The 18,128-nt window shown below is 67.7% G+C and carries 19 protein-coding genes; 5 read left to right on the forward strand and 14 right to left on the reverse strand.

Annotation, left to right across the window (positions count from 1 at the left end; genetic code table 11):
- Positions 1-168 precede the first annotated feature (168 nt).
- A complete protein-coding gene (locus MYCSM_RS35515; protein ID WP_015297733.1) occupies positions 169-477 on the forward strand; it encodes a hypothetical protein in 309 nt (102 codons plus the stop codon).
- A 310-nt stretch (positions 478-787) separates the two neighbouring features.
- On the opposite strand, the gene mobF is transcribed toward MYCSM_RS35515, so the two are convergent.
- The 11 genes from mobF to MYCSM_RS32405 form a co-directional block, all read right to left on the reverse strand.
- Complete coding sequence (gene mobF, locus MYCSM_RS32355) at positions 788-3,610, reverse strand: MobF family relaxase (protein ID WP_041315893.1); 2,823 nt, start codon at positions 3,608-3,610, stop codon at positions 788-790.
- A 545-nt stretch (positions 3,611-4,155) separates the two neighbouring features.
- Positions 4,156-5,145, reverse strand: a complete 990-nt coding sequence (locus tag MYCSM_RS32360; protein WP_015297735.1) for a DUF4192 domain-containing protein — start codon at positions 5,143-5,145, stop codon at positions 4,156-4,158.
- 423 nt (positions 5,146-5,568) lie between these two features.
- Positions 5,569-5,874, reverse strand: a complete 306-nt coding sequence (locus MYCSM_RS32365) for a hypothetical protein (RefSeq protein WP_015297736.1) — start codon at positions 5,872-5,874, stop codon at positions 5,569-5,571.
- 50 nt (positions 5,875-5,924) lie between these two features.
- Positions 5,925-6,458 (reverse strand): hypothetical protein, encoded by a 534-nt coding sequence (locus tag MYCSM_RS32370; protein WP_015297737.1) that lies wholly within the window; start codon positions 6,456-6,458, stop codon positions 5,925-5,927.
- Positions 6,459-6,842: 384 nt separating this feature from the next.
- The gene (locus MYCSM_RS32375; protein WP_015297738.1) at positions 6,843-7,421 is read right to left on the reverse strand and encodes a DnaB-like helicase N-terminal domain-containing protein; all 579 of its coding nucleotides are present in this window, start codon (positions 7,419-7,421) and stop codon (positions 6,843-6,845) included.
- On the reverse strand, positions 7,418-7,771 hold the full coding sequence (locus MYCSM_RS32380; protein ID WP_015297739.1) for a hypothetical protein: 354 nt from the start codon (positions 7,769-7,771) through the stop codon (positions 7,418-7,420). Before MYCSM_RS32380 ends, MYCSM_RS32375 begins: the two co-directional genes overlap by 4 nt.
- A gap of 3 nt (positions 7,772-7,774) precedes the next feature.
- Positions 7,775-8,011: a glutaredoxin-like protein NrdH gene (gene nrdH, locus MYCSM_RS32385; RefSeq protein WP_015297740.1), complete on the reverse strand. Its 237-nt coding sequence runs from the start codon at positions 8,009-8,011 to the stop codon at positions 7,775-7,777.
- 910 nt (positions 8,012-8,921) lie between these two features.
- Positions 8,922-9,674 carry a DUF2127 domain-containing protein gene (locus MYCSM_RS32390; RefSeq protein ID WP_015297742.1) on the reverse strand — a complete coding sequence of 251 codons (753 nt, stop codon included), beginning with the start codon at positions 9,672-9,674 and terminating at the stop codon, positions 8,922-8,924.
- Between the two features lie 67 nt (positions 9,675-9,741).
- Positions 9,742-10,323 (reverse strand): zeta toxin family protein, encoded by a 582-nt coding sequence (locus tag MYCSM_RS32395; RefSeq protein WP_015297743.1) that lies wholly within the window; start codon positions 10,321-10,323, stop codon positions 9,742-9,744.
- Between the two features lie 37 nt (positions 10,324-10,360).
- Complete coding sequence (locus tag MYCSM_RS32400; RefSeq protein ID WP_015297744.1) at positions 10,361-10,747, reverse strand: TA system antitoxin ParD family protein; 387 nt, start codon at positions 10,745-10,747, stop codon at positions 10,361-10,363.
- A gap of 62 nt (positions 10,748-10,809) precedes the next feature.
- Positions 10,810-11,055: a hypothetical protein gene (locus MYCSM_RS32405; RefSeq protein ID WP_015297745.1), complete on the reverse strand. Its 246-nt coding sequence runs from the start codon at positions 11,053-11,055 to the stop codon at positions 10,810-10,812.
- A gap of 215 nt (positions 11,056-11,270) precedes the next feature.
- On the opposite strand from MYCSM_RS32405, the gene MYCSM_RS32410 reads away from it, so the two are divergent.
- From MYCSM_RS32410 to MYCSM_RS32420, 3 genes are read left to right on the forward strand one after another with little or no spacing between them, the layout of a single operon-like run.
- Positions 11,271-13,334: a TPR repeat region-containing protein gene (locus MYCSM_RS32410; RefSeq protein WP_015297746.1), complete on the forward strand. Its 2,064-nt coding sequence runs from the start codon at positions 11,271-11,273 to the stop codon at positions 13,332-13,334.
- Between the two features lie 3 nt (positions 13,335-13,337).
- The gene (locus MYCSM_RS32415) at positions 13,338-13,538 is read left to right on the forward strand and encodes a hypothetical protein (RefSeq protein ID WP_015297747.1); all 201 of its coding nucleotides are present in this window, start codon (positions 13,338-13,340) and stop codon (positions 13,536-13,538) included.
- The gene (locus MYCSM_RS32420; RefSeq protein ID WP_015297748.1) at positions 13,535-14,362 is read left to right on the forward strand and encodes a hypothetical protein; all 828 of its coding nucleotides are present in this window, start codon (positions 13,535-13,537) and stop codon (positions 14,360-14,362) included. Before MYCSM_RS32415 ends, MYCSM_RS32420 begins: the two co-directional genes overlap by 4 nt.
- Before the next feature lie 27 nt (positions 14,363-14,389).
- On the opposite strand, the gene MYCSM_RS32425 is transcribed toward MYCSM_RS32420, so the two are convergent.
- The 3 genes from MYCSM_RS32425 to MYCSM_RS32435 form a co-directional block, all read right to left on the reverse strand.
- Positions 14,390-14,668: a WhiB family transcriptional regulator gene (locus MYCSM_RS32425; protein ID WP_015297749.1), complete on the reverse strand. Its 279-nt coding sequence runs from the start codon at positions 14,666-14,668 to the stop codon at positions 14,390-14,392.
- A gap of 599 nt (positions 14,669-15,267) precedes the next feature.
- Positions 15,268-16,647, reverse strand: a complete 1,380-nt coding sequence (locus tag MYCSM_RS32430; protein ID WP_015297750.1) for an alpha/beta hydrolase — start codon at positions 16,645-16,647, stop codon at positions 15,268-15,270.
- Between the two features lie 266 nt (positions 16,648-16,913).
- Positions 16,914-17,198 carry a WhiB family transcriptional regulator gene (locus tag MYCSM_RS32435; RefSeq protein WP_015297751.1) on the reverse strand — a complete coding sequence of 95 codons (285 nt, stop codon included), beginning with the start codon at positions 17,196-17,198 and terminating at the stop codon, positions 16,914-16,916.
- A gap of 207 nt (positions 17,199-17,405) precedes the next feature.
- Here MYCSM_RS32435 and MYCSM_RS32440 point away from each other — a divergent pair, with 207 nt between their 5' ends.
- Positions 17,406-18,119 carry a helix-turn-helix domain-containing protein gene (locus MYCSM_RS32440; RefSeq protein WP_015297752.1) on the forward strand — a complete coding sequence of 238 codons (714 nt, stop codon included), beginning with the start codon at positions 17,406-17,408 and terminating at the stop codon, positions 18,117-18,119.
- Positions 18,120-18,128: the final 9 nt, after the last annotated feature.

Raw genomic sequence — 18,128 nt, forward strand, 5'->3', positions numbered from 1 at the left:
CGGCTCCCGGGGTGGCCGACGCGGCAGGCTTTCCGATCGGATAGGACATTCTTCCCTCCCGGCTGGTGAGTTCTGGCTTTCCGGCGATTTCCCGACAGCCTTCTGAGCGCGAATATTGCGAACACGCCCAACAACCGGGCAAAGCCGCTCAGCACCAAGGAGACATCCATGAAGCACTTCACAATCGCCACCCTCGTCGGCACCGGCGCCGTCATCACCGGAGCGCTGTTCGCTGCGGTGCCGGCCGCCCCCGCGTTCGCAGTCTGCAACGAGGGCACGCCGAACTGCCTGCGCGTCGATGCGGGGCACCAGAAGGTGCAAGACCAACTCAACAGCGCCGAGACCAGTGGGCAATGCGCTGGGCCCGACGGGTTCTGCGACGACTCCATACCGGGCAGCGACGTCGAGCCCCAGCGAGGCGCTGCAACACCGACGACCAAGCCGGTCGCCAGCCACGCGCCCACCCTCGTGAAGTAGAACGAGCGTTGCGGTCGGCGGGGTTGACCGATGTGACCGTTGGAATTGTCGGGCTCGTCTGGCTGGTTTCAGCCTGTTCGGGATCGGGGCCGCGGTTGGCGTGAAGCTGCGCCCGCTCACGTTGTGAATCGTTGTGGGTCCTGTCTTGGGTCCGTGGAGCATTTTTTGGGTCGGTGCCGGTATCGCGAAGAAGAGACGACTTCCCTCCTATAGCAGCGGGGCGAGTCCGTACGGCGCGGGCGGCACGATCGGCGGCGGATTCGGTGGTTGACTCGGCGCTCTCGTCAACGACACATAGCACTGTGGCCCATCACATCTCGAGACCACTGACCTCCAGGCCTATACCCGCGTCGCGGGTCGCTGCGGCGGCCACCCGTTCATAACCGCTGCGCCAGGCTTCAGCGGTTCTGCGGTGCGTCTGCCACATGGCGCGGCGGACGCGGCGGCGTACGTGGTTGCGTTGGATCACCTCGGCGACCGCCTCGGGAAGCAAGTGAGGTTCGGTGCGTTCGGCCTCGGTGTGCATGGTGCGGGGCCGCTCGTCGTTGCCCAGGATTTGGCGGAAATGGTAAGCGGCGGAATGCTTGTCGCCGCGCCGGACCTGGTGGATCCCGGGCGCCGTCAGGGGTGCGGCGTGTTCATGGTCGCCCTCCTGGGCCAGCCGCTGATACAAGAACGCCTCGTTGTTGTGCCTGCCGCGGGTCATCGCGACATACAGCATCGCCCGGGTGGCGCCCTCACCGAGGACGGCATAGCAGCTGTCGGCGGTGACGCCTTGCGCGGAGTGCACCGTGGCCGCATAGCCCAGCGTGATGTGCTCGGTGAGGTAGTCGGCGTCAAACACCGCGCGGGCCTGATCGCTGAGCCGTTGGGCGGCAATCCGATTGGTTGCGGTGTCGATGCCGGCCACTCGCCACCGGTTACCGTTGCGCACCTGATCCACCGCGTCGGTGGGCCTGTGTTGCGGGCCGGGATGCACCGCGATGGTGGCGTCGTTTTTCCGGCTCATCACGATGTCACCGACCCGGATCTGCTGCTCACGCGCGGCTGTCACGGCTGGGCCCGGGCCGGTCAGCGTGTCGTGCAGTCGGCGGTTCAGTGCGTCGGCCATTTCCCAGGTGTCGCAGATCACCAGCGCGTCTTTGGCGTTGGCGCGGTCGTCGAGGTAGGCCTGTAGCGCGTCGGCGGCCATCGCGATGGGATCTCCGGTGTGCAGCCGGCCGCGGTCGCGATACCACTTGACCGCGCTGCGCAACCGGTTGCCGTGCGCGGCGCGCAGCGCCAGCGACATGTCGCGCTCCTCGGGATCTTTCATCCGCCACACCTCACCAAGGCGCTGGCTCCACGGCAACTCGGCGCACAACTGCTCGAACATGCCGCCGCGCGCCCGCACCGGCGCCAGCTGATAGGCGTCGCCGACCAGCACCATCTTGGCCCGGCCCAGGGTGGCGCACGCCAGCAGCTTCTTGAGCTCCGGGGTGCCGAGCATCGAGGCCTCATCCACGATCACCACCGTGCGCGCGTCGACGCCCAGTCGGTTGTCTTCGATCAGTGTGAGTGCTTTGGCGACGGTGAGGCCGTGGTCGCCGGCGCCTTCGGCCATCGCCTCATCGACGGCCTTACCGGTCGGCGCCAGCACCAGCACCTGTTTGCGTGCGCGGTGCGCCGCGGCGCGCAGCGCCTTCAGGGAGTGCGTCTTGCCCGCGCCCGCGGGAGCTTGCAGCGGTTGGACGAGAAACGGTGAGGTGGCGATCGCGGCGATCGCGCGCTGCTGATCGACCGACAGGTCGCCGAGGTCCTGGGCGCGCACATCTAGGCGCGCCCCGGTGTGCGCCGCGTCGGCCATGTCCAGGACGCGCTGCTCCTCGGCGATGACCGCGTCGATGGTGAAGCGCTCGTGTCCCTCGCGGCGGTGCGCGGCGCGCGGCGCGCTGATGCGCACGCTCACCGCCTCCACCAGCTCTTCGATCAGTGCGCGCGGGTCGCCGGGCGCGTCGATCGGCAGCTGCGCGCCGATCAGCTCCACCATGTCGGCGCGGGTGAACGCGGCCTTGTCGATCTGCGCGGCGCACGCGGCGATGTGCGCGCGGTCGGCCGCACCGCGGTGGGCGCCGCGCGCGGCGGCGCGGCGCAGTGTGCGCGCCGCGACATGCGCGGCGCGGTCCAGACCCAGGCCGCGCGCGTCGGCGCGCCACTGCTCTTTGAGCTCGGTCCAGGCGAGGGACTCCGGCTTGGCCGGTCGGGTCGCTTTCTGCGCGGCCGCCAACTGCGCGGCCGTCGGCTCACCGTCGACGATCACCAGATTGTCGTTGGCCCATTCCCGCAGCCGGGTGGAGCGCTGCGACCACGCCTTGATGGTTTCTTTGGTGACGCCGGCGATCTCGGCCATCCCGGTGTGCGGGTCCACCAGTGCCCACTCGAAGCCGCGTTCGGCGTGGAGCTCGTGGCGCAAGGTCGCCTGATAGATCACCCCGGCGGCCTTGGCCTCGTGATACAGGCTCTTCGAATCGATCGACACCAGCCGGCCGTCCCGGCGGGGCTGACGATTTGGGACGATGACATGGGTGTGCAGGTGCGGATCACCGCACCGCGACGTCTCATGCTGATAGGCGATCCCCACCAGGCCCGGCAGCCGCTGCAGGTCCTTGGTGTCGGTGATCAGATTGTGTACCCGGGTGTAGCCGGCGTGCTCTTTCAGGTAGGTCATCGCGGCGTGCACGGCCTTGGTGTGGGCAGTGACGAGGACTTTTTCGGCGATATCGTCGGTCAGCGCCCGGATCAGGCTCACCGACTTCGGGGCCGCGAACGTCAAATCGAAACCGTGGATCGACTTCTCGGTGAACTGCCGTCCCGTGGCTCCGTTGGGGGCGGTGCCGTCATCCAGCCAGACGCGGGCATCATCGATATCGGCATCCCCGCCCTCCATCGCGGCCTCGCTAAGACCCGTTGTGCGGCCGATGGCTTCCTTGTCACCGACGACCAGCCACGTGGGTGTGCGGGTATCACCCTCCGAGTAATACTCGGCCAACCCGCCGTTGGCGCTCCGCCGATCCATGGCGGCTTGTTTGGCCGCATCAGCGGTGTCGTTGTAGTAGTTGATGCTGAACTTCGTCAAGCGCGAGATAGTCAACAATGTCGACACTTCGATCGTTGTCGGTGAGATCGTTTGGGGTGGAGGTGGTTTCGCTGAGGTGTGATCGTCGTGGCCGCTGGCCGTGACCGGGCGACCCTTGTGGGGCAGCGGTTTCGGGCGCGTGCAGCATCCCGCCAGGGATGCTGTGGTGCCGCAATCATGCGGCGCCACAACGCGTCCGAAACCAGTATTGCACTGCTGTGCCAATGTGCCGGACGGTTTTTTGGTTGGGTGGGTTGGGGGCTGGGGGTGTGGATGGTGTTGGGGGTGTGGAGAACTGGGTTGGGCGCATGGATGTAGATCGGGGCGGTTGGAGTCGGCGGGGATGGTGTGGAGCGCGGTGAGTGGTGGGGAGTTGCTGGGGTGTGGGTGATTCGAGTCTGCGTCTGAGCGTGCAGCGGACACCGCGGGTGAGGACGTGGATATGTCGGCCGGCTTGTCTGATGATCCAGTCACAGATCGGCGGGCGTGGGCCGGGGCCGGGAGAGGGCTGCGGCCGGCCAGCTCTTCGGGGGGGTCGAGTCCGGCCGGCCGCAGTGTCGGGACTATATGTGCGGTTTCTGTCTGGGGGCTGTGGGCTCGGTAACGATGAGGTGGCAGATCTTGCTGGGCGCCATGCCTGCTCGTAGTGCGGTGTCGAGCATGACCGCCAAGCGCGGGGGTGCGCTGTCGTCGTCGCGGGCGGCTGCCGCCGCGTGGGTCAGTGCGATGCCTGCGCGCACGGTGTCTTCACCGCAGTAATAGGCGAATGCGGCCATGGTCAGTAGTTCGGCGCGTGCGCGCCCGCGGTGCGGGGCCGCGATCTGGGTCCACAGCCGACCCGCGACGAGTTCACGGCCGGCCGCCAGGCGCAGCAGCGCATCACGCCATCCGACGTGCGCGGTGACGACGAGCGCGGCGCGCATCGCCAGATCGGTTGTGGGCGGGCTGTTTCGGGTGATGGCCTCCTGTAGGTCGATCACGGTGGCGTCGGCCAGTGCGACGATGTCTTGAGCTGCGGCATCCACGGCCGGGGCCGGGTCGGTGGTGGTGAATTCCCGTTGGATGTGGTCGCGGGAGGCGGCGATGACGCGGCCTTGCATCACCCCCAGCGCGGTGGCCGCGGAGTCGATGTAGGCGGTGGTGGTGCCGGTGTGGCCGGTGTCGAGGTCGAGCCAGTGTCCAGGTGCGGTGACGCTGTGGGTCATCAGCGTGCGGTGCACCACGATGCCGCAGCGGTGCAGCGCGGCGCGCACCGTGTGCAGGAGCATGCGCGCGTGCTCGTCGCGACCCCTGCCGCAGACCGCGGCCAGGATGGCGCTGGGGAAGTGGTCGGCGTCAAGCCCGCACGCCCGCGGGAACCGTTCGGCCGCTTCGCGATCGATGGTGAGCGGGCAGCGGATCGCGGAGCGCATCGCGACTGTCCTGTCGTCGTGGTGGCCTGCGGGGCCGAGCATAAGCGCGACCAGGTCGTCGGTGGGCACGAATCCGAGCAGGTGGGGCAGTGCGGCGAGCAGGTCTGCGGGGGTGGTGAGGGTCAGCTCTGGTGTGTTCATGATGTTCCTCGTTTGTCGAAGGTGATCGGTGCGCCGGTTGGCGTGAGAACAGGGCGACCGGTGGGGTGGCGGGGTCAACCCCTTTGAGCCGCCGCGCAGGAGGCGAATTTCGCCGGGCGAGCGTCAGCGAGCACGGGGGTGGCGAAATTCGACGGTGCCGCACGGGCGCAGCGGCGGTGAGCGTCAGCGAGCCGGCGCGAAGAACGGGCGAGCGCGGATAGCGGCGCGGGTTGACGCCGACGGGGCCCCGCCGGTCACACTGGGCGCACGCTGACGGCTAGTTAGGTGAGGGGCTACGGACGCTTACGGCGCCGCAGGCGCCGTGTCATCGGTGGTGATCCGGTGATCGGATCACCGGATGATCCTGTGATTGCGTTTGTCGGTCTGGCCGCCCCGGTGTCCGAGCAGCGGGGGACCGCAGCGTCAGTCCAAGTCTGCGGCGTGGATGCGGCGCTGGATTTCGGCGAGGTTGACTGCTTCGTCGCCGAGCATCGCCCATTCGCGCCAGCCCTCCAGCGCCTGCTCGACGGCGTAAAAGTCGACGCCGGGGCGGCTGATCGCGATGGTGTCGTCGTGGTCGGCGCGGTGCGGGTCGGCGATGACCGCGACGAGTTGGCCGGCGCCCGATAAGACGTCGTCGGTTTCGGTGTCGTCGCGGCGGAACCGCAGCCGGCGTGGCCGCCCGTCGAGGTCGACGAACTGCCACGCCAGCGCGTAGTCGATGTCCATTTCTCAATTGTGGTGGGTGGCCGCCGGTAGCCGGTGCGCCGGTGTGGCCGCTATCGCGGGCACCGGTAGTCGTCGTCGGTGGGGTCGGCGGCGTGCTCGGGCCCGTCGAGGAAGACCGCGACCGCGGTCTGGTGCACCCGGGCCAGCAGGTCCAGTGTCGATTTGAGGCCGAGTTGGTCGCGGATCTGGAAAGTGATTGGCCCGCAGTGCAGGTCGACCCAGTGGATGGTCAGGGTGCCCAACTTGTTGCGGCCTGACTGCGGCACCACGCAATAGGCGGGTCGGCGGGTCCAGTCGATGGCCAGGGTGGTGCGGGCGAACGGCTCATACGGCGGTGTGGTGGGGGCGGCGATCTCGCGGGGCACCCGGGTCATGGCGGCGCGGGCGGCGGCGAACGCCTCGAGCAGGCCTTGGGCCGCCGACGCGGAGTAGAGGTTCATCAGCGCGGTGCCGAAGATCAGGCCGATGCGCGCATCGGTGGTGCGGGCGTGATGCACGGTCACATCGGTGGTGATTTCGCCGCGGATGACGGCGATGGTGTGGGTGATGGTGGCCGCCGGAACGGTGTGCAGTGTCTGAGTCATGGTGATTCACCTCGTGTTTGGTCGAAGGACAGTGCCGGTTGGCGGCGCCGGGTCGGGCCGGTGGGGTGGCCGGGTCAACCCCTGTAAGCCGCCGCGCAGGAGGCGAATTTCGCGGCGAGCGTCAGCGAGTCGGGGGTTGGCGAAATTCGTCGGAGCCGCACGGGCGTAGCGCAGCGGAGAACGGGCGAGCGCGAGAAGCGGCGTGGGTTGACGCGGTCGGGGCCCCGCCGGCCACAATGGGCGAGCGCTGACGGCAAGAAGGTGAGTGGCTACGGATCTTGACTTGGCCGCCGCAGGCGGCCAAGGGCGTACGCACGGCGCTACATGATTGAGGCCAGCGTGCAGTCCGTCGCGACGATCATCGCGCTGCCCGCGGCGACGATGTCAGCGTCGGGCGCCGCGTCGACGGGATCCGGCGGCCTCGGCTCGCCGCCACAGCTCCGCCAGCTCGGCGCGCATCGTGGTCAAGTAGTCGGTGAGTTCTTCTCGGGAACAGTCGCTTTCGGCGAGTTGGGTCATCCGGGTGCCGTGGAATCCAACGGCGCGGCGGTAGGTGTCCTCGAGCACTTCGCGGGTGTACTGGTCGATCATGGCGGGGTTGACGGTGTTGGTGTAGAGCTCGGCGAGGCGCACTGCGAAAGCGTGGTGGCGGCGGGCGGTGACGGTGCGCCCACCATCAGCAGGCGGGCGATGCCGGGCGGTACGCAACACTACGACTGGATCCGGGTCGGCGCCGGTGTCAACGAGGTGGCGGACGATCTCATAGACCCAGCGATGATCGGGATGCCACACAGCGGTGTCGGGCACCAGCGCGAGGATGGGCGCGGCTTTGGCGGCCGGTAGGTGCAGCAGCGCTCCGATCAGCTGGGCTTCGGGATCCCAGTGGCGCAGGGTGGCTTCGGCGCGGTGCGCGGGAGCCGCGGTGTCGTGCTCGACGACGGTCAGCTTGGGTGCGCTGCTCATGTCGGCACCTCAGGTGCGAACAGGTCTGCCTCGGCGATGACGGGGCGGTGCCCCTGGCATGGGCACTCGGCGAGCGGTCCGGCAGCGAAGGTGATTGCGGTGCAGCCGATCTCGTCGTGGTCGCGCGCGGCGTGGCTGCACACGCAGATCTCGTCGATCGCAGCCGAGCCCACGATGCCGCCATCCCCGTCGAGGATCTCGTAGTCGGCGTGGGTCCAGATGGCGGTGCTGATGCGGTGGTGCTGCCCGGTAGTTCGCAGGAACTGTTCCAGCGCTGCAAGTGCCACTTCCCGTCCCGGGTGCGTCGTCAGCGCCGATGTCTGTGGATGGTGGATAGTGCGCGTGAACATGTCTCAGGCGACCTCGCTAGCCAGGTCGTCGATGTGGTCGGGGCGAAATCCGCTCCAGTGCCGGTCGTTGGCGAGCACCACCGGGGCCTGCACGTGGCCCAGGCTCATCACGAAGTCGCGCGCGTGCGGGTCGGTGCTGAGGTCGACAGTCTCGTAGTCCAAGCCGGCGCGTTCGAGTGCGCGCAGGGTGGCGCGGCATTGTGGGCAGCCGGGTTTGGTGTAAACGGTGATGTGTTGCATGAGAGACCTTTTCGATGGGTGCTTCGTATTTCTATTCTAAATGCGTTGGCAGCAACTCAGTTACGTTATTTTTGTGATATCCACACGATGACATTTGTGCACAAAGGTCGTCGATGTGGGTTTCGGCGGTGATATCCGCGTTGGTGTTGTTGGTGCTGGATATCCGCGCGCGGCAATTGAATTGACGTGACTTCCGCGTTTGAGCGCAATGTGGGCATGATTTGTTGTAGCGAATGGCTCCGACAACGCGGATATCGTTGCATCGGCCTTTCTGCGCAGCGTGGTCGACCAGCAGACCGGGCCCTCGGAGGTTCGCCGCGCCTGGATCCGCGACCACCTGCCAGCCACGCTGGCAAGGAAACGTGGGTCCAGTGCGGTGTCGTCGCGTACGTTCTCACCGATCACCAGTGCCGTGGGATCGAGGTGCTCCAAGGTTCCGGTCATGATCTCCCTTTCGGGTCGTGGGCGTGGGCCGCCCGTTTTTGTTTGCCTTCTGGCACTGGAGATCCCGGCCGGCAGGCGACGCGAAAGCGCAATGGTCCGGGCGCGGAGCTCTTTTCGCCCGATCCGCAGGAGCCCGGCGTTTGAAAAGAACTCCGCGAGCCCCCTGGGGCCCGTAGCGCAGCGAAGGCCGGTGCCTTGCGCGCAGCGGCGCGCCGGCCACAATCGGAAGGCCAGAAGGCAAAGGTGACTCTCGGCGTGTCAGCCAAGATCAGAACCATCGTTGTTTCAGCTAGTCTTGTTGATGCTCGGTACATAACTCGTTGCGGAACTGGATATTTCAGGGGCCACGCGATTGTCAGCCGTGGACCGTAAGCCTGCGGCGGGCACATGTTTGGCGACTTACCCGGGCGGGATGCTGCCACCGCGTTACTGTCGACGCCGAAGTCTCAGTCCTGGCAGACGCGTCTTATGCCAATGCGGCCTGTTCGACGGCGAGCAGCGTCGCGGCGTCGTGTTCGGCGTGATAGGCCTCGGCGCCGCCGTTGAGGCCGAAGAGTCTCTTGGTCCACAGCAGCCATATCACGGCGACGATGTTGATGATCAAAGCGATAGCGCGAAACGCCGTGACCTTCTCGGTCAGTTCGTAGATCTCGAGGGGTAGAAAGACGCTGGTCGCGATCACCGCGAAGTATTCGCCCCACCGCGTGATCAGCCATAGTCCGATTGCTTCGATCAATTCGATTGTCGCATAGGCGAATAACCCGGTGGCGATCCACGCCAAGATTGTCGGTGACAGCGAGAATGCCTGGTCGATGCGATGCAGAATCTTGGAGTTGTCTGTATTCCATCCGATCTGGTCGGCCAACGGGCGGATCAGTGGCAGTTCGTTTTCGAACGCTGTTTGTAATCGGCCGTTGGTCCCGCGCACGGCTAGTACGCCCGCGGCGAGCAAGCTGAAGATCACCGCGCGCACGACGCGTTCGATGGCCAGCGCGCGCATGATGATGACGTCGCGCAGGTGGCGTCCGCGCCGCACGTGCGGTGCGCTGGCTGCAGGCCCGTGGGCGGCGGGTGGGCCGATGACGAAGGTTTCGCATCGCAGACATCGCCAGGCTTCGCCGGCTGGGGTCTGGACCCGCAGCCTGGCTTGCAGTTCGGGCTCGTCCGGAGCGAAGGTGGCATGACCGCGCCAGCCACAGGCTTGCAGTGCGAAATCCATGGTGAAACAGGCTACGGCCCAATCGCAATGGTTATATGTATGTGGTCCGGCCGCTGCGCGGCCGCGATCATGAGTGCGGCCAACGGGATTGCAACGGCTGCGGTGTCCAGGCCGGCCAGTCGGGGGAGCCGACAATGAAGCCCTGGTTGAACTGTGCCACGATCCGTGGGCCTTTGATGGCGCTGTTGTCGTAGACGGTGGTTTGTTCGCAGCGGGTGATCGCCTCGGCGACCAGTGGCCACAGCCGGTGGTAGCGCTGGCGAATCTTGTTCTGCGCCACCGGGTGTCCGCCGGCGCGCACCCGGTAGTCCACGCGGGCCACCGCCAGCTCCTCGGGGATGAGCAGCACATGCAGCACCACCGTGTAGCCGGCGGCGTGCGCGGTGTCGATGAGCTCCAGCTTGGACGGATGGGAGAACACCGTCTCGGCGATGAACGGGCGGCTCAGCTCGATCAGCTTCGCGCGGGTCTCGGCGGCGATCAGCGCCGCCTCATACGCGTGGGCCGATGGATCGTCGGGCCAGCGCACTTTGGCGATCTCGTCGGCGTTGACGAACACGCTGCCTTTCAGCAGCGGCGCCAGGGTCAGTTCGACGAAGGTCGACTTACCGGCGCCGTTGGGTCCGGCGACCAGGTCGAGCCGGTTCACGGCGTGGCTGCGGCGTTGATCTTCCTTGGGGCCGGGCTCACCGGCCGTTCACCACGGCCGAGGTGCCGTCGGGACGGTGCTCGATGATCTCGCCCTTGTCGTTGAGGGCAACGGTGGTGACGCCGCGACCGGCCAGCACCCGGCCGTAGTCGCCCGCGCTCAGATGCTCCTCGATCGATGCGGAGATCTCGGCGTTGAACACCACACCCTCTTCCTCGCTCAGCTCTGCCAGCCCGAGGTCGCCGGCCAGCGCGGCCTCCACTCGACGGCGCGCGGCGGTCTGCCCGCTGGAGACCGCCCGACCCACCCGGGCCCAATGGTCGAGCTGTTGTTTGGCCGAGCGGCTCTGGCGCGCACCCTCGGCCGCCGCGGCGTCGAGCAGGTCGGCGGCGAAGCGGGTCACCCGGTCGGCGGTTTCGGCCACCACTCCTCCTCGTGTAGCAATCTGTAACGAGTGTAGCAGAATGCTACGCGAGTGCTGTCGGTTCACCCGACCGCGAGGTCGGCGCTGTCGACGAACACCAGGTCACCGTCGCCGAGCTGCACACCCCAGCGCCGCGCCGCCCCGGCGATGGTGTGGCCACCCACGTCGACCGCCAGCCCCGCGCTCTCACCGAAGTCCTCAACGACAGTTCCGAGCCGTTCCCGGTCGGTGTCCGGATACACCCTCACCGCCGTCCCGACGGCAATCCCGTTGTCCGACATATCGTTCCCGCCCCTGGAAGCCCCCATGGCAACTCAGTCAACCAGACCACGAGTCGCCCCACGGGCAAACCAGTCAACACCGTCGCCCCGGCCGAGGGGGTGCACACATTGCCGTCGGGAGCAGCGTCGGGCGGCCGGTAGATTCTGTTTGAAAAGGCGAACAAGAGGTGAGGGGTGTCTGGGCTCACGCTGGCTGACATCGAACGCTGGAATCCCGACGACATCCACACGGTGTTTCAGGCGTGCATTTCGCGTGGGAGGGCACCCGCGCGGCGGCCGACAACTTCGGCGACGTGATGCGTGCGGTGCCGTGGGACGGCGCCGCCCATGATGCGGCGATGGGCGCCCATGACCGGATCCGCCAGGATCTGAACAATCACGCCGCCGACGCCGAGGCTGTCGGGCGCGCGGCCAGCGCCGCCGAAACCCAAGTGCGTGCCATCAAGGCCGACTGGGAGGCGATCAAGGCCGAGGAGGCCGGCCACGGCATCACGATCGATCCGGAGACCGAGACGTTCAGCTACGTCGAACCCGCCGACCGCGACTCGCGGGTGCGCCTGCACAACGAGATCGCCGAGCTCGAGCGCCGCATCCACCAGCTGCATGCCCTCGCCAGCATCGCCGATGAGGAGCTGGCCGAGGCGATCAAGACCGCCGCCGGCGACGCGTCGGCCCAGGCGCTGGATGACGAGCTGGCCGGCCATGGCGTCGAGACACCTGAACAGGCCGAACACGACGTCCACGACGCGCTGGGCGGCGACAAGAACGCCGCCAACCGGGTGCAGGGGGTGCTGGAAAGCGTCACCCCCGAGCAGCTGGCCGGCAAGGCCCCGCTGACCCCCGAGCAGGCGTCGGTGCTCTCTCAGCTGCAGGCCCAGCAGAACGGAATGTCGCTGGAGGACCTCAAGCGTGCGCAGGACCGGCTCGGCCCCGACAGCCGGCTGATCGGCGACTCCTGGCAGCTGATGAGCAACCGCAACGTCTCGTTCCCGAACACCCCGCTGAAGGTGGGCGCCACCGAGGACGCCGGCAGCCGCGTCACGGGTGGGCTGACCCAGTTGCCGCGCAGCATGCAGGGCCCGCTGACGCAGCCGGGTTCGGTGATGAAGATCGATCCGAATTCGGGGTTGGCGATGAACGACTTGCCGAACAAGGACGCCCTGGGCGTCATCGGCGGCATCGTCAAGCAGGGCAGCCCGGCGCTGCAGCACGACAGCGACATCGACAACGCGCTGATGGGCCGCGGCGCGGAAATGCTGGCAGGCGAAGAGGGCAACCGCAGCTGGCCCGGGATGTCGGGCGGAGACCACAGCGCCGACGACACGATCAAGACCATCTTTTCCGGTGCGGGCCGCGACCATATGGTCGACCGCGGGATCATCACCGGCTCCAGCACCAGCGAGTACCTGCCGAACATGACGACCAGTCAGTTCCTCGACGCGCTCACCCACCATCCGTGGGACGACCACGGCCAGGCCGCGGCGGGGCTGTTCAACTGGACCAGCCAGACCACCGGCCCGAAGGCGGTGATGCCGGGCCAGACCGCCGACGCGTACTCGAAATATCTTGGCGAGCACGCCAAACCGCTGCTGGACCTGCCCGGCCATCGGACCCTCGGGCAGCTCAACCCGGCGCTGACGCAGGGTTTCGCCCAGGGTCTGGCACCGTACGCCCCGGCGATCGCCGGAGAACAGAATGTGCCGGGGCTGGAGAACTTCTATCCACCCGACACCGCCTACGACATCGACCATTCGACGCTGCCGATCGCCAAGGGTGTGTTCTCGGTGCTGTCCACGGACAAGGACGCGTCAAATGTGTTCAACGGCGCGGTCATTGGTGACATCGCCGCCGACCAGCATGCCTATGCACAGATGGTGGCCGCCGACCCGTCGATGGCGTCGAACACCGCCGACCTTGCCCGGGCCGCCAGGCTGCAGGCGCTGATGGACATCGGCACCCGCAACGCGTTGGACGCCAATCACGCCAACGCCGCCGAACGGGCGATCGACGCCTACAACCTGAAGAAATCGGCCTACGAATATGCGACCAAATTCGCGGGCACCGGAGCCGGTGTGGTGGGTGGGCCGGCCGGCGGACTGGCCACCGACGTCGCGGGCACCGCGCTCAAAGACATCGTCCTGGGTCCGGAGCCGAAAGTCGGCGCGTCGCCGGTGATGCCGGACATGCCTGGGGAGGCGCCCTACCGCGAGGCGCTGACCGGGATCGTGGCCACCCACCCGATCGACGGCTTCAGTCCCGACACCTTCTTGCGGCCGGTCGACCCGACCGATCCCAGCCGGGGGTGAGAGGTGGCCGGCTGGGACCAGCTGCCCCAAGACCTCAGGGGCCAGATGAAGTGGCACGGTCCGGAGGACTACCGCGACTTCCTGCACAACGCGCTGGTGCCGTTCGTGGGCCCGGACAACGCCGGCTTGATCGACACCCACGTCACCGGCGACTACAACAACGTGATCAAAGACCCGCAGCCGTGGAAAGCCGGCCATCGATGACCGGCGGTCAGCGGCGCCGCCTGCTGCGCGCGGTGGCCGCAGGCTGCGCGGTTGCCCTTGTCGCGGGCTGTCATTCGGGGACCCCCGGGCAGCGGCCGACACCGCCGCCACCGCCGAGCGGACCCTGGACCGGAACGATGGCGCAGGTGCGGGTGGTGTGGAGCGCTGAGCCGGGCGTCGATCTGCTGACCGGACCGGCGGTGGTGGTGCGCGCATTCGAGGAATCCGGCACGGGTGTGACGTTTGGGGGCCGCGAGGACTTCCTCTATCCGGGCTACGCGCACGCGCTGCCGCCGCCGGGCACCCCGCCGCCGGCCCCGCACTATCCCCGCAACCCTCGGGCCAATATTTACCCCCTGGTCGGCACCGACCGCCTGCACATCCTGCGCATCGAGCCGTCGGGCACCAATCTGGTTGCGGTGTACTGCGGTTGGTTCTACGGCATCGCCGACGATCTCGGTGACGGCAGGTACGGAACGGACGACCCCAACCGACGACCCACCGATACGGTCGGTGTATTCCGGCTCGCGTTGACCCCGCCGCCAGCTGGGTCAGCACCGTTGCCGCCGCAGAAAGGGCCGGCATCGGCGCCGGTCGACGACGTGTTCGGCGGCTGGAAAATCACCGAGGAGATGGCGGCCGCCACCTACCTCCACGGGCCGCCGCCGCAGTGGCCGACGATGGTCGACGACACGAACGAGTGCCAGGCGAAGGCACCCGACACGCGCGAGCATCGGCTGTTCCTGTCCGCCGGCGTGCACCCGCGCTCGGATTACCCCACCCTGCCGGCGTTTCCCGGCTGGCCGGCGGGCAGCGCACAGTAGCGGCGCTCGCGCCGTCGGCTGGGCGGGTCATCCGGTGGCTTCGGTATGCGCGACCAGTGAGCGCAGCTGGCGCAGCGCGAACTGGCGGGCCCGGCCGTCGGGCGGCAGGTACACCGCCGACCACATTCCCACGGCGGCAGGCGTGTTCAGCGCATCCTTGGCGCACGGGAAGCGCCGAGGGCAGGCGCGGCACAACGCCTTGAGTTCGGGGTCGTCACCGGCCTCCAGCCACCGGTCGGGGTCGGCTGCGCATGGCCACGGGAGACCGGCCGGGATGTGCTGAGCGGTGTCGGGTGCTGCGTTCATTTCCGTCCTGATGGTCGAAGACGCCCCGATGGCGCTATCGCATTGCTATCGTTTTGGACAATAGCGAGAGCGGAACGAGAGCGCAAGCGATGTCCGCGATGACGCGTCGTTCCGTGTTTACAGCGCCGTATGAGCAGTGCAGATGGGATCCACAGGATTGCGTGGGCGCGTGAATGAACGGGCAACGCGCCGTTGAGCGGTAGCATTTCGAATGCAAATCGCTATCGCTTTGTTGCCAGATCGGATCGGCCTTCACCACGGATCGGCAGCGGATTTGTGGGCGCAGCTCGGCGTATCTGACAACAATTTTGGGATTGTGGGGGCGAGCGAAGAGGTCGTCGCCGCGTTGATGCCGGTCTGGAGCGCTAGCTCGACCCTCGGCGCTGCATATGCGGCCCCGCTTCGACCCGTTTCACTCGCCGGGCACCGCGTCGGCGGCTATTGCCTCACCGCGTCATTGCTTCGACTAACACGACCCCGCGCGACCAGTTCCTGGGTGAGCGCGACAGCGCACCCTTGGGCCAGCAGCACACCGACGAACGCTCCCGGCAGCCGACACAGATAATCACCCTGTTGTCGATCAGGAATCCAGTGGCGGGCTACTGCGGGGCGCGAGCCACTGGCAGCGGTGGTGAGGTAAATCCCACGTCGCCTACGACGGTGGGCGTGCGGCTGCCCGCCGTGCCGATCTGGGCGGCCAGCCACGGCAGCGTCGCGGCGAAAGCCCTTCCGGCACAAGGCCAGTCGTGTCGACCGGCGACGGCGACGATCCTGCAGTCGATGCCGTGGGCGCTGCCCAGGCTGCACAGTGTGGTGGCCGCGTCGTACTCGGCGTTGTGGACGGGTTGCACCTGCCGGCGGTTGTCGGTGCCCGCGCCGGACACGACGAACAGGCCCGAGAGCCCGGGGTAGTGGCCGTGGCGGCTGATCACCGTGCTGGGGTCGAAGTTCTGCCACGCTGACCGGTCGCCACCGAAGAGCCGTCGGATGGTTTCGGCGTCGGTGCCTGAATTGGGCCGCAGATCTCCGGCGATGTCGATGAAGGCACCGAACAGTTCGGGATGCATCACCGCCAGATCCACCGCGCAGGTGCCGCCGGCCGAGAACCCCGCTACACCCCAGTTCGCCGGCGCCGCACTGACACCGAAGTGGCCGATCAGGTAGGGCACCACGTCTTTGGTCAAGTGGTCGGCGGCCATGCCGCGCGTGCCGTTGACGCATTCGGTGTCGATGTTGAAGCCGCCGCCGGAATCGACGAAGACAACCACTGGGCTGTAGCCGCTATGCGCGACGGCGTAGGCGTCCAAGGTGGCGACCGCATTTCCGGCGCGAAGCCAGTCGCTCGGCGTATTGAACTCACCGCCAATCATCATCACGGCCGGCAGCGGGGGAGAGGGTTGGGAGGCGAACCAGGCGGGCGGCAGGTAGACCAGTTCGGTGCGGTGGCGAAAACCCGACGCGCTCGGGTCGATCGTCACCGACACGATGCTGCCCTTGCGGGGAAGGACGGGGCGCTGCCGCATCGCGCTCAGTGTCGCGGGGTCGGTCTGGTCGGGCAGCGGGCCGGCGGTGAGCTCGGTCCATGCCGCGGCGACCGTGGGAACGTAACCGACCCAACTGTTCACCGTCACAACGACGCTCAGCGTGCTGAGCACCACGGCCGCGACGGACACTGCCCGGCGCCACCAGCGGCTGGTTCGCCACCCGGCGAGCAGGACTGCGGTACTCAGCGCGGCCAACGCGATCCACGCCCACAGCATGGCCGGTGCGGCGTCGCCGATGATCCCGGCTGACTGCACGTACAGGTATGCCGTGGCGGCGACCGCCGCACCGAAGGCGGCCATCGATGGGACCCAGATCGCGCGCCAGCGCCGGGTGCGCCAGCCTGTCGCAGCGATCAGTGCCAGGCCCGCGGCTAGTTGAAGCGTCACCGGCAGCCACCCGTGCATCAGCGACAGGTGGGTCAGCGAACCGTTCACGCCGCGCCCCGCAGACGCGCGCCGGCGCCGGCGCCGGCTCCGACTGTCGACACTGACATGCCCCCATCGTGGCTGAGCGATTTGACTGTTTGCTGAACGCCAGACGACGGGACTCTAACAGCACCCGATCCTGGCGAGGGGCAAGACTTGCCGACTCCTCAGGCCGGTGTCATGTCTCGAGCATAGTTTGCCCTGCCCATGCGGCGCGGCGCGTCAAGCGGTGTGCGCGGGCAGCTGCCCGCGACGGTGATCGCTAGCGCGCACGCTTAGGGGACCTCGGGTTGGCTGCCGTAGCCGCCGTGGGCGGCCAGTGACTGCAGCTGCCGCAGCGCGAACCTGCGTGCCCGGCCGTCACCGGGAATGTGCACGCCGGCGACCATCCCCGCGATACCCGGGGAGTGCAGGGCGTCCTTGGCACAGGTGAACCGGCGCGGACAGCCCCGGCACAGCGCTTTGAGCTCGGGGTCGTCGCCACCGGCGTCCCAGCGGTCCGGGTCTGCCATGCACGGCGTCACCATCACCGTCGAGGGCCTGTCGATCGTCACGGTCACGGTCACTCCTCCCGCTGCGCGTCTCGCGTCCTGATGAGCCCACCCTAGCGCCAAAACAGAATCAACACAAGCACTAAACAGAATCATGAGATATGAAACCGAATCGGCAGCGGCCGTGGCTGCGCCGGCGAGGAAAGCGGTAGATCGTCGCGAGCGAACCGCATCCGGTGCGCATTAACCACGCGGCTAGGGAGCTAGACTGGCGCGATGGCGCAGGTTGCGGTCGATCCCAGCGTGCTTCGCGCTGGGTCGGCTTTCGCCGACCGCCGCGTGGAATTGGGTCTGACACAACGTGATATCGCCGGGCTGAAGATCATGGGTCAGCCCGCACTGGTCGCCTTCGAAAAGGGAAGGGCCTGGCCGCGGGAGAAGACCCGAGCCAAGCTCGAGCAGGTCGCGCGCTGGCCACCGGGCACGTTGGCGAAGCTGCGTGAGGGTGTCGAGCCGAACGCAAGCGCTGATTCTGCTGCGCATGCCGGGTCGGAGTCCGCGGCACTGGTCACCGACGCGGTGCTGGTTGCGGTGGCCAATGTCGTCTCCACCATCGAGGCGTTGCCTGGCGACGACGATCCGGCGTTCGCCGAACGTGTCCGTGCGGTCCTGGCCGATCTGCGCAAACTCGAATCCATCACGGCCCGCGCCGTGCGCAGCAGCCACGGCTCGCCCGAGGTCATCAAGGCACTTCGGCTGGTGCGCACCCGCTACGACGAGTTGGTGACCCGATCCGCCGCGGCGCCCGGCGCCACCCTGGGCCAGCGCCTGTATGTGGCCCGCAACCGGGCGGCCCTGAGTATGGCGGAGACAGCGGGCATCCTCGACATGGCACCGGAGGTGATCAGCGCGGTGGAAAGCGAGCAGGCCGTCAGCCGCGCCAACGCTGCACGGATCGAAGCGCTGATCGTCGACCTGAACAAGGCGTGATCGCACCTG

The sequence above is a fragment of the Mycobacterium sp. JS623 genome, from assembly GCF_000328565.1.
Classification (GTDB): Bacteria; Actinomycetota; Actinomycetes; order Mycobacteriales; family Mycobacteriaceae; genus Mycobacterium.